This window comes from Sphingomonas sp. 1F27F7B, assembly GCF_005503355.1.
Classification (GTDB): Bacteria; Pseudomonadota; Alphaproteobacteria; order Sphingomonadales; family Sphingomonadaceae; genus Sphingomonas.
In genome coordinates this window covers 13,853-28,045 of sequence record NZ_SCMK01000025.1, presented here as the reverse complement: position 1 = coordinate 28,045, position 14,193 = coordinate 13,853, and the positions used below count along the sequence as shown (strand labels likewise).

At 67.8% G+C, this 14,193-nt stretch carries 13 protein-coding genes and 1 tRNA gene; 7 read left to right on the top strand and 7 right to left on the bottom strand.

Translation table 11 applies throughout. The annotated features are described in order from the left end of the window. Positions 1–4: 4 nt before the first annotated feature. Both FFS08_RS19245 and FFS08_RS19240 read right to left on the bottom strand, forming a co-directional pair. Positions 5–1,438, bottom strand: a complete 1,434-nt coding sequence (locus FFS08_RS19245; RefSeq protein ID WP_137864080.1) for a glucoamylase family protein — start codon at positions 1,436–1,438, stop codon at positions 5–7. A gap of 159 nt (positions 1,439–1,597) precedes the next feature. Next, positions 1,598–2,614 (bottom strand): LacI family DNA-binding transcriptional regulator, encoded by a 1,017-nt coding sequence (locus tag FFS08_RS19240; RefSeq protein ID WP_171012721.1) that lies wholly within the window; start codon positions 2,612–2,614, stop codon positions 1,598–1,600. Between the two features lie 190 nt (positions 2,615–2,804). Between FFS08_RS19240 and FFS08_RS19235 the strand changes: the two genes are divergently transcribed. Continuing rightward, on the top strand, positions 2,805–5,090 hold the full coding sequence (locus FFS08_RS19235; RefSeq protein WP_137864081.1) for a glycoside hydrolase family 3 N-terminal domain-containing protein: 2,286 nt from the start codon (positions 2,805–2,807) through the stop codon (positions 5,088–5,090). A 37-nt stretch (positions 5,091–5,127) separates the two neighbouring features. Here the strand turns inward: FFS08_RS19235 and FFS08_RS19230 are convergent, their stop codons facing one another. Then, on the bottom strand, positions 5,128–6,477 hold the full coding sequence (locus tag FFS08_RS19230) for an MFS transporter (protein WP_137864082.1): 1,350 nt from the start codon (positions 6,475–6,477) through the stop codon (positions 5,128–5,130). 132 nt (positions 6,478–6,609) lie between these two features. On the opposite strand from FFS08_RS19230, the gene FFS08_RS19225 reads away from it, so the two are divergent. Then, entirely contained in the window at positions 6,610–7,782 is a 1,173-nt protein-coding gene (locus FFS08_RS19225; RefSeq protein WP_137864083.1) for an acyltransferase family protein, read from the top strand. Between the two features lie 105 nt (positions 7,783–7,887). Here the strand turns inward: FFS08_RS19225 and FFS08_RS19220 are convergent. After that, positions 7,888–7,964 (bottom strand) — tRNA-Pro (locus FFS08_RS19220). A 143-nt stretch (positions 7,965–8,107) separates the two neighbouring features. Between FFS08_RS19220 and yajC the strand changes: the two genes are divergently transcribed. Genes yajC through FFS08_RS19195 form a run of 5 tightly spaced genes read left to right on the top strand, consistent with a single transcriptional unit; the run spans position 8,108 to position 12,555 of the window. Continuing rightward, positions 8,108–8,449 (top strand): preprotein translocase subunit YajC, encoded by a 342-nt coding sequence (yajC, locus tag FFS08_RS19215; RefSeq protein WP_137864084.1) that lies wholly within the window; start codon positions 8,108–8,110, stop codon positions 8,447–8,449. Further along, positions 8,449–10,041, top strand: coding sequence for a protein translocase subunit SecD (secD, locus tag FFS08_RS19210; RefSeq protein WP_137864085.1), 1,593 nt, complete (start codon positions 8,449–8,451; stop codon positions 10,039–10,041). Before yajC ends, secD begins: the two co-directional genes overlap by 1 nt. Positions 10,042–10,055: 14 nt before the next feature. Further along, the gene (gene secF, locus FFS08_RS19205) at positions 10,056–11,009 is read left to right on the top strand and encodes a protein translocase subunit SecF (RefSeq protein WP_137864086.1); all 954 of its coding nucleotides are present in this window, start codon (positions 10,056–10,058) and stop codon (positions 11,007–11,009) included. A gap of 4 nt (positions 11,010–11,013) precedes the next feature. After that, on the top strand, positions 11,014–11,385 hold the full coding sequence (locus FFS08_RS19200) for an Mth938-like domain-containing protein (RefSeq protein ID WP_137864087.1): 372 nt from the start codon (positions 11,014–11,016) through the stop codon (positions 11,383–11,385). A gap of 45 nt (positions 11,386–11,430) precedes the next feature. Then, on the top strand, positions 11,431–12,555 hold the full coding sequence (locus FFS08_RS19195) for a DUF3089 domain-containing protein (protein ID WP_137864088.1): 1,125 nt from the start codon (positions 11,431–11,433) through the stop codon (positions 12,553–12,555). Positions 12,556–12,634: 79 nt separating this feature from the next. Here FFS08_RS19195 and FFS08_RS19190 read toward each other — a convergent pair whose 3' ends face one another. The 3 genes from FFS08_RS19190 to FFS08_RS23640 form a co-directional block, all read right to left on the bottom strand. Beyond that, on the bottom strand, positions 12,635–13,285 hold the full coding sequence (locus tag FFS08_RS19190; RefSeq protein ID WP_137864089.1) for a TMEM175 family protein: 651 nt from the start codon (positions 13,283–13,285) through the stop codon (positions 12,635–12,637). A 45-nt stretch (positions 13,286–13,330) separates the two neighbouring features. Beyond that, positions 13,331–13,942, bottom strand: a complete 612-nt coding sequence (locus FFS08_RS19185; protein WP_137864090.1) for a hypothetical protein — start codon at positions 13,940–13,942, stop codon at positions 13,331–13,333. 77 nt (positions 13,943–14,019) lie between these two features. Next, complete coding sequence (locus FFS08_RS23640) at positions 14,020–14,175, bottom strand: hypothetical protein (protein WP_171012720.1); 156 nt, start codon at positions 14,173–14,175, stop codon at positions 14,020–14,022. Between the last annotated feature and the right edge of the window lie 18 nt (positions 14,176–14,193).

The window sequence follows — 14,193 nt, the reverse complement described above, 5'->3', positions numbered from 1 at the left end:
GGGACTAGCCCAGCCAGCCCCCGGTGAACCCCGCCAGCTTCAGTCCCTTCCGGATCGGCGCGCAGCCCTGCATGCGCTTCCAGACGAAATCGTTCCGGTAGTTCGCTGCCTGGAGCAGGATCGAGCCCTGGTCGATGCCGATATAGTCGGTGTCGTACCAGCCCTTGGCCGGGTCGACGCGGCCGTTGGAGAGCCGCTTGTCGGTCCAGCGGAAGCTGGGGTTGAACGAATCGTAGAAGCCGTATTTGCCGTAGAGCAGGTCGCCATGCTCGCGGCGCATCGCCTCGGCCGCCGGGATCACGATCTCCGGTGCGAAGGGCAGCGAGCTGAGCGCCGCGGTGGGGGCGATGGTGCCGTCGTCGCGCTCATCGGGCTGGCCGAGCGGGCCGCGTGCGGAATAGCCGAAGAACTCGGCGGTCCCGCCCTTGAACGGCAGCTTGAAATCGCCCGGGCCGTCACAGGCGGAGAGGCCCCATATGTCCTTGGACCAGCCGTCCCAGCCCCGGGGATTGGCGATGCAATAGGCGCGGTTGGCATAAGTGGAGCGGCGCGAATTCTCGAAATAATCCATGCCGGCCTCGCGCATCACCTTGTCGCGGATGCCGCGGAAGTCGATCCAGATATGGCTGTACTGGTGGCCGAGCAGCGGCGCGAAGGCGATGTGACGTGTCGGGCCCTCGCCGCGCCAGCAGTGCGGATAGGAGGCGGTCCACACCTCCCAGCTGTCCGCCGGCAGCGGATGTTCCGGGGCGGCCAGGCCCAGGATGTAGACGAACATCCCCTCGTTATAGCCGGTCCAGCTGGCCGGGATCAGGCCGCGCTCCGGGTGCCAGCCCATCGATACGGCCTTGCGGCCATCGGTGCGGAAGAAATTCCAGTCGGCGCGGGCATAGAGTTTCTGCGCGAGGTCGCGGATCTCGCGCTCCTTCGCGTCCGCCCGGTCGTAATATTGGCCGGCGAACAGCACCCCCATCAGCAGCAGGGTGGTATCGACGCTGGAGAGTTCGTTCTGGCCGAAGCGCTCGCCGGTGATCATGTCGATGAAATGATAGTAGAAGCCCTTGTGCCCGATCCGGCCGGTCGGCTCGGGGCCCTGGGGCGCTTCCCAGAAGAAGCGCAGGGTGGTGAGGGTGAGGTCGCGCGCCTCGGCCCGGGTGATCCAGCCGCGTTCGACGCCGAACGGATAGGCGGTGAGCGCGAAGCCGACCGCGGCGATCGAGCAGAAGCTCGGCGCGGGATAGCGATCGGGGACCAGGCCGTTGTCGCGCCGCGCCGTCTCCCAGAACCAGCGGAACGTGCGGTATTCGATATCCGCATAGAAGGGCGGCAGCGTCCGCGCGGCGGCACCCTTGCGTGCCTGGGCATCGGCGGTGCCGGGCAGCGCCGATGCCGCGAGCAGGAGCGAAGACTGCGAAAGTAGCGCACGCCGGTCGATCATGTCCAAAGCCTCATATCCGAGAAAGAGTGAGCGGTTCCTGTCCCCGTCTCGAAAAATTGGAGGCGACGCGCGAGGCGCCGCCCCCGAGGGGGGTGTAACCGGGGGGAGGGAGCCTTGGAACCGGTTACAGTCCAGGCCGAAAGAGAAACGGAGCCGCGGTCACGCATGCGCGGCTCCGTTCGGGGGAGCGGTGCGCGGCGCCGTAGTGGCGCGCGTCACCAGCTCGGGGGTCAGGGTCTCGCTGGCGCGGGTCAGGTCCTTGCCTTCGAGCAGGTCGATCAGCCGGGCGACTGCACGGGCGCCCATCTCGGCGATGTTTACGCGGATCGTGGTGAGCGAGAGATAGCGGGCGAGCGGCACGTCGTCGAAGCCGGCGACGGCAATATCCTCGGGCACGCGGGTGCCCGCGCTGCGCAGCGTGTGGAGGCAGCCGATTGCCATCATGTCGTTGGCGGCGAACACCGCGTCGGTGAGAGTGCTGCTCGCCAGGATCGCGCGGGCGGCGGCCTCGCCGGCTTCCTCGTTGAAATCGCCCGGCAGGATGCGCGGGGGCAGGGCGTGGCGGGTGCAGGCGGCGAGATAGCCCTCCGCGCGCTGCGCGGCGTCGAGATTGCCCTCCGGCCCGGCGATATGGACGATGTGGCGATAGCCATTGGCCACGAGATGCTCGACCATCGCCTCGGCACCGGCGCGGTTGTCGAAGCGCAGTGCCGGCCGGCCGGCCAGCTCGCGATGGCTGTTGAGCATCACCGACGGGAGCGCGGGCGGGATCGCATGCTCGAGCGTTTCGGGCGCGATGTGCGGCGCCATGACCAGCAGGCCGTCGACCCGGCCGCGCATCGCCCGCAGCGCCACCGCGGCCTGATCGCTGTCGTCGTGCATGTTGGAGAGGAGCAGGAGATAGCCGCGCCGGCTGGCTTCCCTGTCCATGCCGCGCACGCATTCGGAGAAGAATTCGCCGTGCAGGTCCGGCAGGACGACGCCGATCGCATGCGCGCGGGCGAGGCTGAGGCTGCGGGCGCCGGCATGCGGGACATAGCCAAGCTCATTGGCCGCCTTGATCACTTTCTCGCGGGTTTCGGCGCGGACATTGTCGAGGCCGTTCAGCGCGCGCGACACCGATGCGACCGAAACTTCGGCGCGGCGCGCTACATCGCGGATGGTGGCCTCGCCCATTTTCAGTCCCTTCTCCCCGATCGACGCATGTTTCCTGCGTTTCAGACCGCTTCGGCGATTGCAATACAACCCGTCTGCGCGTTATGTAACCGGTTACGGCGGGCAGCGACAAGCAAAAAAGTTTCGCGGCCGGCCCGGTGCAGACAATTCCGTCGGCGATCGGCCGCGGGGGTTCAGGAGAGGAAACGAGATGTTCGACACCAGGATTTCGCGGCGCGCGGCTCTGATGGGAGCCGGAGCGGTCGCGGCCTGGGCCGCGAGCCCGGCGCGCGCGATGCTGCAGGCGGCGGGCAGCCTGCCGATGCCTGCCTTCATCGATTCGCTGATCGCGAAGATGACGGTGGAGGAGAAGGCCGGGCAGCTCACCATCCTGCCCGCGGCCTGGGGCGGCGGCGTCGCCACCGCGCTCAATCCGCCTACCAACGGCCCGAGCTTCGAGCAGCAGCTGGAGGAAGTCGCGAAGATGCGGCTCACCGGCGTGTTCAACGGCAACGGCGCCGAAATGGCGCGCCGCATGCAGACCGTGGCGATGACCGGGTCGCGCCTCAAGATCCCGCTGCTCTTCGCGGCCGACGTGATCCACGGCCACCGCACGATCTTCCCGGTGCCGGTGGGCGAGGCGGCGGCCTTCGATCCCGATCTCGCCGAGCGTACCGCGCGCATGGCCTCCTATGAAGGCGCGGCCGCGGGCATCGACTGGACCTTTGCACCGATGGTCGACATCGCGCGCGACCAGCGTTGGGGGCGCACCATGGAAGGCGCGGGCGAGGACACGCTGCTCGGCGAAGTGATTGCGGCGGCGCGAGTGCGCGGCTTCCAGGGCAAGGACCTGAAGGCGAACGACGCGATGCTGGCCTGCGCCAAGCATTTTGCCGCCTATGGCGCGGCCGAGGCCGGGCTCGACTATTCGACCGTCGACGTGTCCGAGCGGACGCTGCGCGAAGTCTATCTGCCGCCGTTCAAGAGTGCGTTCGACGAAGGCGCGCTTTCGGCGATGGCCTCGTTCAACGAGATTTCGGGCGTGCCCTCGACCGGCAGCGAATGGCTGATGCGCAGGATCCTGCGCGACGAATGGCGTTTCGAAGGCTTTGTCGTCTCCGACTATACCGGCGACATGGAGATGATCGACCATGGCTTCGCGGCGGACGCGCGCGAAGCGGCCAAGCTCGCCTTCCTGGCCGGCGTCGATATGAGCATGACCAGCGGCTATTATCGCGATCACTTGCCCGATCTCGTCGCCAAGGGCGAGGTGCCGATCGCGCTGGTCGACGAATCGGTGCGCAAGGTGCTGGCGATGAAGGCGCGGCTGGGCCTGTTCGAGGATCCGTTCCGCCGCATCGACGCCAAGCGCGAAAGGGCGCGCTCGCGCACCAAGCAGGCGCTCGCGCTGTCGCGCGAGAGCGGCCGCAAGTCGATCGTGATGCTCAAGAATGACGGCGACCTGCTGCCGCTGCCCAAGAGCGGCAGGAAGATCGCGATCATCGGGCCGTTCGCGGAAGGGAAGCACGACATCAACGGGCCCTGGGTGGTCTATGGCGACAATGCGCTGGCGGTCGACCTCGCGACCGGGGTGCGCGGCGCGGTGGCCGACAGGAATGCAGTGAGCGTGACGCTCGGCTCGGGCGTCGAGGCGCCGCTGGCCGGCGGGATCGAGGCGGCGGTGGCCGCGGCGAACGCGGCGGACGTGGTGATCCTGGCGATCGGCGAGAGCGAGAACATGTCGGGCGAGGCGCAGTCGCGCGCCGAGATCGTGATCCCCCGGCCGCAGATGGAGCTGGCGGAAGCGGTGGCGAGGACGGGCAAGCCGGTCGTGGTGGTGCTCAAGAACGGCCGCGCGCTGGCGCTGGACGGCGCCGTGCTCGCCGCGCCGGCGATCCTCGTCACCTGGTTCCTGGGGTCGGAGGGCGGCAACGCCACTGCCGACGTGCTGTTCGGCGACTATAGTCCGGCCGGGCGCCTGCCGTGCAGCTTCCCGCGCTCGCCGGGGCAGCAGCCCTATTACTACAATCACAAGCCGACGGGCCGGCCGAATCCGGACGGGCCGCTCCAGCCCTACAAGGCGCATTATCGCGGCATTCCCAACTCGGCCCTGTTCCCGTTCGGGCACGGCCTGACCTATGGCAAGGTCGCCTATTCCGACCTGTCGGTGCCGGCAACGCTGCCCTGGGGCGGCGAGATCCTCGTTTCCGCGAAGATCACCAATTCGGGCAGCCGCGCGATCGAGGAAGTGGTGCAGCTCTACATCCGCGACCGTGTGGCGAGCGTGACTCGGCCGGTGCGCGAGCTGAAGGCCTTCCGCAAGCTCGCATTGGCGGCAGGCGCGAGCGAGACGGTGACGTTCAAGCTGCGCCGCGAGCAACTGCTGTTCATCGGCCGCGAGAACAAGCCGACGGTGGAGCCGGGGCTGTTCGACCTGTGGATCGCACCGTCGGCGGAGGCCGAGGGCGTGAAGGCGCAGTTCACCCTGTTGGCCTGATCCGGCAATTCCTCCCCGGGCTCGCCCCGGGGAGGAACTAGCGCGCGCGTTCCTCCAGATCCTGCACGATCTTCGCATGCTCGCCCTTGCCCAGCGGGTTGAGCCGCATCGCCACGCACGACAGCGCCAGGAACGCCAGCGGCACCAGCGCAATGGTCAACCGCATCGCGGCTAGGGTCGCCTCGCTCTGCCGGACATTGGCGACATAGCCGGCCGCGTCAAACCCCGTGGCGAGCAGCGCAGTGGCAAGGCCGATCGCGATGCGCTGGAGCAGCGAGGCCATGCCGAAGACCGCGCCTTCGACGCGCAGCCCGGTGGCGCGCTCGCCATATTCGATCGTGTTGGGCAGCATCGCCCAATAGGCGAAGTGCAGTCCGACGATCACGGCCTGCATCGCGACGAGGAAGAGCTGCATCGGCCCGGCCGTGTCGATGTGCACGCCGGCGAACAGCACCAGCCCGATCACGCAGAAGCCGGCGGCGAGAAACCATAGCCCGCGCGTGCCGAGCAGGCGCTGGAGCAGCATCCACAGCGGCACCGCCGCCGCCCCGACCACACCCATCCAGGCGAGCGCGCTTTGCCCGGCCACGTCGTCGCCGATAAAATACTTGAAATAATAGAGCACCGATTTGTTGAGGATCGTCACTGCGACGATCATCGCCATCATCGCGAGGTTCAGCGTGACGAAGGCGCGGTTGGCGGCCAGGCTCGCCAGGCTCGCGGCGATCGACGGGGGCTGGGCGCGCGTGGGAACGACCTGCTCGCGATAGCTCGCGCCGACCAGCATCAGGATCGCGGTGCCGAGAATCGCGAACAGGATCGCGGCGCCGAGATAGGCCTGGGCGGGAATCGCGCTGCCGCTCAGCCAGGCGCCGAGCGGCAGCGTGCCGCGCGCGACCAGCACGGCCGCCATGGCGCCGAACAGCATGCGCATCCCGGCGAGGAAGGCGCGGTCGCGGCTGTCGCTGCTCACGCGCGCGCTCATCGCCAGATAGGGCACGTTCACCGCGGCATAGGCGGTCCGGAAGAGGAGATGGCCGCCGAAGATCGCCGCGATGCCCCACCAGCCGCTCGCCAGGGGCGGCATGTAGGTGAGGATGAAGGCGAGCCCCAGCGGAATGCTTCCCAGCGTCAGGAAGCGGCCATAGCCGCGTCCGGGCTCGCGCCGGTCGGCGATCGCGCCGGCAAGGAAATTGGCGAGCCCGTCCCATACCGACGCGATGGCGTAGATCGTGGCGGCCCGCGCCACCGGCAGGTCCAGCGCCTCGGTATAGTAGAAGAGCAGGAAGAGCATGATGCTCTGCCAGTAGAGATTGAAGGCGAAGTCCCCGAAGGCGAAGAGCAGCAGCCGGAAGCGGGCCGGCGCGGCGCGGAGGCGGGCGATCATCGGCCCTGTCTAGCCTGTGCAAGGCGCGCGCGTCACGGACTTATCGCGCGAGCCGGGCGGGCTTGCGCTGCGGTCCGGGCTCCGGATACGGCTGTTGCGCCCGCGATCGGCGGACTGCGTTGGAGGTGCGCGATGGACATTCGGCGAGCCGGCATCCGACGAGTCGAGTGTCTCGATGGCTTGCGCGGGCTGGCGGCGCTCTGGGTGCTGTTCGGGCACATGGTGATCCTCACCGGCTTCCGCCTGCCGGTGCTGAGCAAGCCCGATCTGGGCGTGGATCTGTTCATCCTGCTCTCGGGCTTCCTGATGGTGTTCCAATATCGGCTGCGGGCGGGCGCGGAGGACTGGAGCGCGCCCGGCACCTGGGCAGCGTTCTGGGCGCGTCGTTTCTTCCGCCTCGCCCCGCTCTTCTACGTGGCGCTGGCAGTTGCGCTGATCGCCGGGCCGGCAATCTATGCCGATCGCGTGCTGATCGACGGCTTTCTGGGGCAGCCGCTCCAGCCGCGCGAACGCTATACCGATGTGAGCCTCGCCAATATCGCGACGCATGTGAGCTTCGTGTTCGGCCTGCTTCCCGACTATGCCTTTCGCACGCCGCTGCCGGACTGGAGCCTGGGGCTCGAGATGCAGTTCTACGCGGCGTTTCCGTTCCTGGTGCTGCTGGCACGGCGGATGGGCTGGGTGCCGGCCGCGCTTGTGGCAGCGGGCGCGGCACTGGCGCTGGCCGTGCTCGCGCACCGTCTTGGGCTCGATTTTCCGATGCCTGCCTTCCTGCCGCTCAAGCTGCACCTCTTCCTGTGCGGCATGTTGATCGCCGCCGATCCGGGGCCGGGCCGAGGCCGGATCGCAGTCCATCTCGTCGTGGCGATGCTGCTTGCGGTGATGCCGGTCGGGGGCGATCACGACCTGCTGCACGTCGTCGTGCGTGAACTGCTCGTGCTCGGCTTCTTCGCGCTCGTTCACCTGCGCGCCGCGAGCGCCGTCGACTGGACGGCGCGGCTGCTGGGCAGCAGGCCGTTCCATTGGCTGGGCGAGCTTTCCTATGGCGCCTATCTGATCCACCTGCTGGTCCTGCATCCGGTGGCGGCGGGCGTGATCGCGCATTTCGGCACCGGGCTCGGCGCGGCCGGGCGGTTCGCACTGACCGGGGCGATCGTGGTGCCGGTCACCTACGCGCTCGCCTTCATGACCTACAAGCTGGTCGAGCTGCCCGGGCAGCGGCTGGGCAAGGCAGTGATCGCGCGCTTTGCCGGCAATGGGATGCAGGCGCGCCAGACCGTGGCCGAAGAGATTGCGGCACCCTAGCCGGGCAGCGGCTGGTTTTCCGGGGGAGACTGGCAGGTTCCGATGGCGCGCCTTCGCTCCGATCGCTGGATCCTGCCGGGATCATCCTGCAATCGCAGGTCATAATGGTCGGGGCGACAGGATTCGAACCTGCGACCCCCACACCCCCAGTGTGATGCGCTACCAGGCTGCGCTACGCCCCGACCAAGGGTGCGCCCTCTAGGCCGGACCGGCGCGGGATGCAACCCACCCGCGACAATAGTTGCACCGGGGTGTGCCGCATGTTAGCGCGCCGCGCTTGAACGGTGCGGATTCCTCCGCCCATAACAATAATAATCAGGACACCATGTTCATCACGCCAGCACATGCACAGGCCGCAGGCGCGGCAGCCCAGGCCAACCCGATGGGCGGCGTCCTCGGACTTGCGCCGCTCGTCCTCATCTTCGTCGCTTTCTACTTCCTGATGATTCGCCCCCAGCAGAAGCGGATGAAGGATCTTCAGAACGCCGTGAACGCGGTGAAGAAGGGCGATCAGGTCGTCACCGGCGGCGGGCTCCTCGGCAAGGTGACCAAGGTCGACGAGAACGAAGTCGAGATCGAGATCGCCCCGAACGTGAAGGTCCGCGCGATCAAGGCCACGCTGACCAGCGTGATGCCGGCCGGCGGCACCAAGCCCGCGAACGACTGATGCTCGACTTTCCCCGCTGGAAGATCACGACGATCCTCGCCGGCATCGCGATCATGATCGCGCTGTCGATCCCGAGCTTCTTCCCGAAGAGCGCGCGTGACCATTGGCCGAGCTGGGTGCCCAAGCCGGCGATCAACCTCGGCCTCGACCTCGCCGGCGGCAGCTTCCTGCTGTTCGAGGCGAATACCGACGACGTGCGCCAGGCCAAGCTGACGCAGATGCAGGATCAGGTCCGCGCCGAGATGCGCAAGGACCCGAAGATCGACATCGGCGACATCTCGATCCAGGGCGGCAAGGTCAGCTTCATGCTGCGCGATCCGTCGAAGGTCGATGCCGCGCGCGAGAAGCTGCTGGCGATCACCGGCACGGGCGTTGGCGTCACCGGCCAGCGCCAGTGGGACGTGGCCGTGGTCAATTCGTCGCAATTCGTGCTGACGCCGACCGAGGCGGGGATCAACGAAGCGATCGACACGGCGATGGGCGATGCCCGCGAAGTGATCGAGACGCGCATCAACGCGCTCGGCACGGTCGAGCCGACGGTGGTGCGCGAAGGCACCAACCGCATCGTCGTGCAGGTCCCCGGCCTGCAGAACCCGACCGCGCTCAAGGAGCTGATCGGCCAGACCGCGGTGCTCGAATTCCGCCTGGTCGACGTCAATGCCGATCAGAACGCAGTGCAGCGCGGCGAAGCACCCGCCGGCGACGTGATCATGCCCTATGCACAGGGCGGCAAGGTCGCGGTGCAGCGCCAGGTGATGATCAGCGGCGACATGCTGGTCGACGCCAAGCAGAGCTATGACCCGCAGAGCGGCGCGCCGGGCGTGACGCTGCAGCTCAACGGCGCCGGCTCCAAGCGCTTCGCCAAGGTGACGCAGGAGAATAGCGGCAAGCCGTTCGCCATCATCATCGACGGTGTCGTGATCTCGGCTCCGAACATCAACGAACCGATCCTGGGCGGCAGCGCCGTGATCAACGGCGGCTTCACCGTGGAGAGCGCCAACCAGCTCGCGATCGCGCTGCGTTCGGGCAAGCTGCCGGTGAAGCTGAAAGTCGTGCAGGAATCGACGGTGAGCCCCGAGCTCGGTGCCGATTCGATTCGCGCCGGCATCACCGCCTCGATCATCGCGGTCGTGGCCGTGATCGCGTTCATGATCCTCACCTATGGCCGCTTCGGCATCTACGCCACGCTGGCGGTGGTGATCAACGTGCTGGTCATCCTTGCGGTGATGGGCCTGCTGAACGCCACGCTGACCCTGCCGGGCATCGCCGGCTTCGTGCTGACGATCGGCACCGCCGTGGACGCCAACGTGCTGATCAACGAGCGCATCCGCGAGGAGCGGCGGCGCGGGCGAAGCGTCAGCCAGGCGGTCGAGCTCGGCTACAAGGAAGCCAGCCGCACGATCTTCGAGGCGAACGTGACGCACGCGATCGCCGGCCTGATCATGGTGATCCTGGGCTCCGGCCCGGTGCGCGGCTTCGCGGTCGTGCTGCTGATCGGCATCGCGACTTCGGTGTTCACCGCCGTCGTGTTCACCCGCATGCTCGTCACGATCTGGTTGCGCCGTAACCGGCCGACCGAAATCAACATTTAAGGAAGCGACGCGCCATGCGGCTCCTCAAGATCATCCCGGACAACACGAACATCGGGTTCGTTCGCGTCCGCCACATCGCCTTTGCGATCACGGCGCTGCTCACTATCGCCGCCGTGGCGCTGGTGGGCGTGCATGGCCTCAACATGGGCGTCGACTTCGTCGGCGGCGTCTCCATCGAGGAGAAGTTCGCCAGCCCGCCGCATCTCGACAAGGTGCGCGAGACGGTGAACGAGCTCGGCTTCGGCGAAGCGGCGCTCCAGCAGCTCGGTGGCCAGAACACCGTGACGATCCGCCTGCCGGTGCCGCATTCGACGGCGCCGGACGCGGTCGACAAGATGGTGGAGACAGTGAAGACGGCGCTGGCGGCGAAGTTCCCCGGCGCGACCTTCAGCACCTATTCCACCGTCTCGGGCAAGGTCTCGGGCGAGCTGGTGAACAAGGGCATCCTGGCGGTGATCCTGGCGATCATCGGCATCGCGATCTTCTCGTGGTTCCGCTACGAGTGGCAGTTCGGCATCTCGACCGCGGTCGCGATCATTCACGACGTGCTGATGGCGCTCGGCTTCTTCGCGGTCACCGGCATGGTGTTCGACCTGAACATCGTCGCCGCGGTGCTGACGATCATCGGCTATTCGATCAACGACAAGATGGTGATCGACGACCGTATCCGCGAGAACATGCGCAAGTACCGCAAGATGGGGATGAGCGAGCTGATCGACCTGTCGGTCAACGAGACGCTGCCCCGCACGGTGATGACGTCGCTGACCATCATGCTCGCGCTCGCCTCGCTGCTGATCTTCGGCGGGCCGGTGCTGCGCGGCTTCACCGCGGCCATGATGCTCGGCATCGTCGTCGGCACTTATTCGTCGATCTACGTCTCGTCGTCGCTGCTGATCACGCTCGGCCTGAAGCCGGGCCCGCGCGAAGAGAAGCCGTCGCCGGCGACCGGCGCCGAGCGCGTCGGCTGACACGATGGAAGTGAAGCGCGCCAGCGCGGAGGGGCCGGTCATCTCCGGCTTCTCCGGGCGTGGCTTTCGCGTCGACGAAGGCGTCTACGAGGGGCTGCTGATCACGCCCGAGCGCGCCGACGGATGGACCCCGCCGCCCATCGCCGAACTGGCCGAGGCCGATCTCGCACCCTTGCTGGGCCTCGATCCCCGGCCCGAATTCCTGCTGCTTGGCACTGGCAAGACGCTGGTGCGGCCGCCGCGTGCCCTGATCGACGCGCTGGGTGCCCGGGGGATCGGCATCGAGGCGATGGACAGCCGCGCCGCGGCCCGGGCCTGGGGCGTGTTGCGCGCCGAGCTGCGCTGGATCGCCGGGGCGCTCTACCCGCTGGACTGATCGCCTCCCCCGGCGCAGGATCGCGCCGAAGAGGGAGAGGGATCCATGGTTTCGATTCTCGCGCTCGCGCTGGCAATGGCCGCGCAATCGGACACGCCGGACTATCGCGACGCCGCCAACTGGCTGTGCCGTCCGGGCCGCCAGGACGCCTGCACCTCCGATCTCTCGACGACGGTGGTCGCCGCGGACGGCAAGCACAGCGTCGAGCCGTTCAAGGCCGCGAGCGATCCCAAGTTCGACTGTTTCTACGTCTATCCGACCATCTCGCTCGATACGACGCCCAACAGCGACATGGTGCCCGGCCCGGAAGAGAAGCGGGTCGCACAGTTCCAGGCGGCGCGGTTCGGCGCCAATTGCCGCGTGTTCGCGCCGGTCTATCGCCAGGTGACGCTCACTGCGCTCCGGAGCATCATGGGCGGCGGCACGCCGGCCATCGATCGCGACATGGCGTATCGCGACGTGAAGGCGGCCTGGGACGATTACCTGGCCCATGACAACAAGGGGCGCGGCGTGGTGCTGATCGGGCACAGCCAGGGCTCGCTGATCCTCACCCAGCTCGTCGCCCGCGAGATCGACGGCAAGCCCGCGCAGAAGCAGCTGGTCTCGGCGATGCTGATCGGCAGCTCGGTGCCGGTCCCGATCGGCAAGGACGTGGGCGGCGTGTTCCCGACGATCCCGCTGTGCCGCCGCGCCGATCAGGCGGGTTGCGTGGTCACTTATGCGAGCTTCCGCGCCGATTCCCCGCCCAGCGCCGCCAGCCGCTTCGCCAAGGGGGATCGGCCGGGCGTCGAGGCGGGCTGCACCAACCCGGCGGCGCTGGGCGGAGGCAGGGCGGTGGCGCATGCCTATCTCAATGCCGGGGGCAACATGCTGATCCCGGGGCCGGCCGAGGCCTGGAGCAAGGACGGGGCGCCCGTCACCACGCCCTTTGTCAGCGTGCCGGGCCTGATCTCGACCGAGTGCGTCGACAAGGACGGCTTCCACTATCTCGCGGTGACGGTGAACGCCGATCCCGCCGATGCGCGCACCGATACCATCCCCGGCGACGTGAAGGTGGGCAACGTCATCCTCAAGGACTGGGGGCTGCACCTGATCGACATGAACCTGGCGCAAGGGGACCTGGTCGACCTGACCGCGCGCCAGTACCGCGCCTGGGCGAAGAAACGTTAGACCGGATCGGAGTTCGGGTCCGGAAGCCCGCGGCGCGGCCGATCCGCGTCGGGCCCAAGGCCCGGGCTGACGAAGGGGATCAGGTCTCGGTCGCGTTCTGGCTCTGGCGCGCCGGCGAGATGCGCATCAGCAGCTGGCGCCACAAGGGGATGGAGATCAGCGCGACCTGGCCGAGGAACGGCACGATCAGGCTGACCACCAGGGCGGTGATCGAGCCCAGGAGCGCCGCCAGCCCGCGTTGGCGGATCATTCTGCGATGCTGCTCCGACACATGCTCGCCCACCACCGGCGGCGCGGTGAGGATGCGCTGGACGATGATGTTGAAGATCGAGATCAGCACCATCCATCCGCAATAGAAGGCCGTTGGCACGCGGTGGCCGAAATATTCCGCCGAAAAGGCCGTGAAGAAAGGCATGGCCGCGATCGTGCTGAGCATCAGCAGGTTGGGGGCGAACAGCGCGGGGCTCCAGTGGCGCGCGCAATCGAAGGCGCGGTGATGCCCCGCCCAGAAGGCACCGATCGCGAAGAACGAGACGAAGAAGCCGATGAAATTGGGGATCAGCTTGTCGAGCGCCGCGAGGAACGCGACATCGGTATAGGGTGCTGCGACATGCGGCACATGAATCTCGATCACCAGCAGCGTGATCGCGATCGCGAATACCGCGTCGGAAAAGAACGCCATGCGCTCGAGACCGTGCGCCGGCCCCTCGGCGTGCGGCTTGTGCTCCATCGATAACCCCCTGTCTTCCGGTTCGGCGGCGTGCCTAGCAGAGGATCAGCGCGTCGTCTTGGGCGGCGTGGCCTTGGCCCGGCGCGTGGTCGCGCGCGGCGCGGCGGCAGGCGCCTTGGCCGCCGCCGCCTTGAGCGGCTTCGGTGCCGGCTTGGGGGCTGTGGTGGCCGCGGGAGCCGGCTTGGCGGAAGCGGCCTTGGGCTTTGCCGCGGTCTTGGGCGCCGCCGGCTTGGCCTCGGCCGCCGGGGTCTTGGCCATGGCGGCCTTGGCAGGTGCCTTGGCCGCGGGCTTTGCTTCGGGCTTGGCCGGCGCCTTGGCTGCCGGCTTCGGCTCGGCCTTGGCTCGTGACGGTGCCTTCGCGGCGGGCTTCGCGGCGACGGAGCGAGCGCGCTTTACCACCGGCTTTGCGGCGGTGGCGGCCGGCGCTGGTGCAGGAGCAGTCTCCGGCGCCGCTTCCGCCTTCTCGCCGGGCTTCAGCCTGGCGGCCAGGGCGGCCAGCCCGGCGGCGAGAAGGTCGTTCACCACCGGATGCTTGGCCAATGCGTCGAGCTGCTTGCGCAGCTCCTTGGGCAGCTTCATCCCGGCGATGCTCTTGGGAAGAAAGCCCGTCTTCTCGGGCTTGGTATCGCCGGCCTTCTTGTCTTTCTTGCCCGCCATCACTCGGTCTCCACCGCTAGTAACTTCACTGTCATGAATGTCATGGACGGGCGCCGCCTAGTCAACGCGGAAAACACTCACTCGTCCTCCGCCTCCCAATCGGGCTCGAATTCGATTTCCAGGTCGCCGGGGCCGATCGGCGCGTCGGGAACCGGTTCGGCCCGGGGCAGGATATAGTAGACGAGCGGTGCCGCTTCGGCGGGCGGCTCGGGCAAGTTGCGAAAAGGGTCCATCGTCCATCTCTCTTCCGT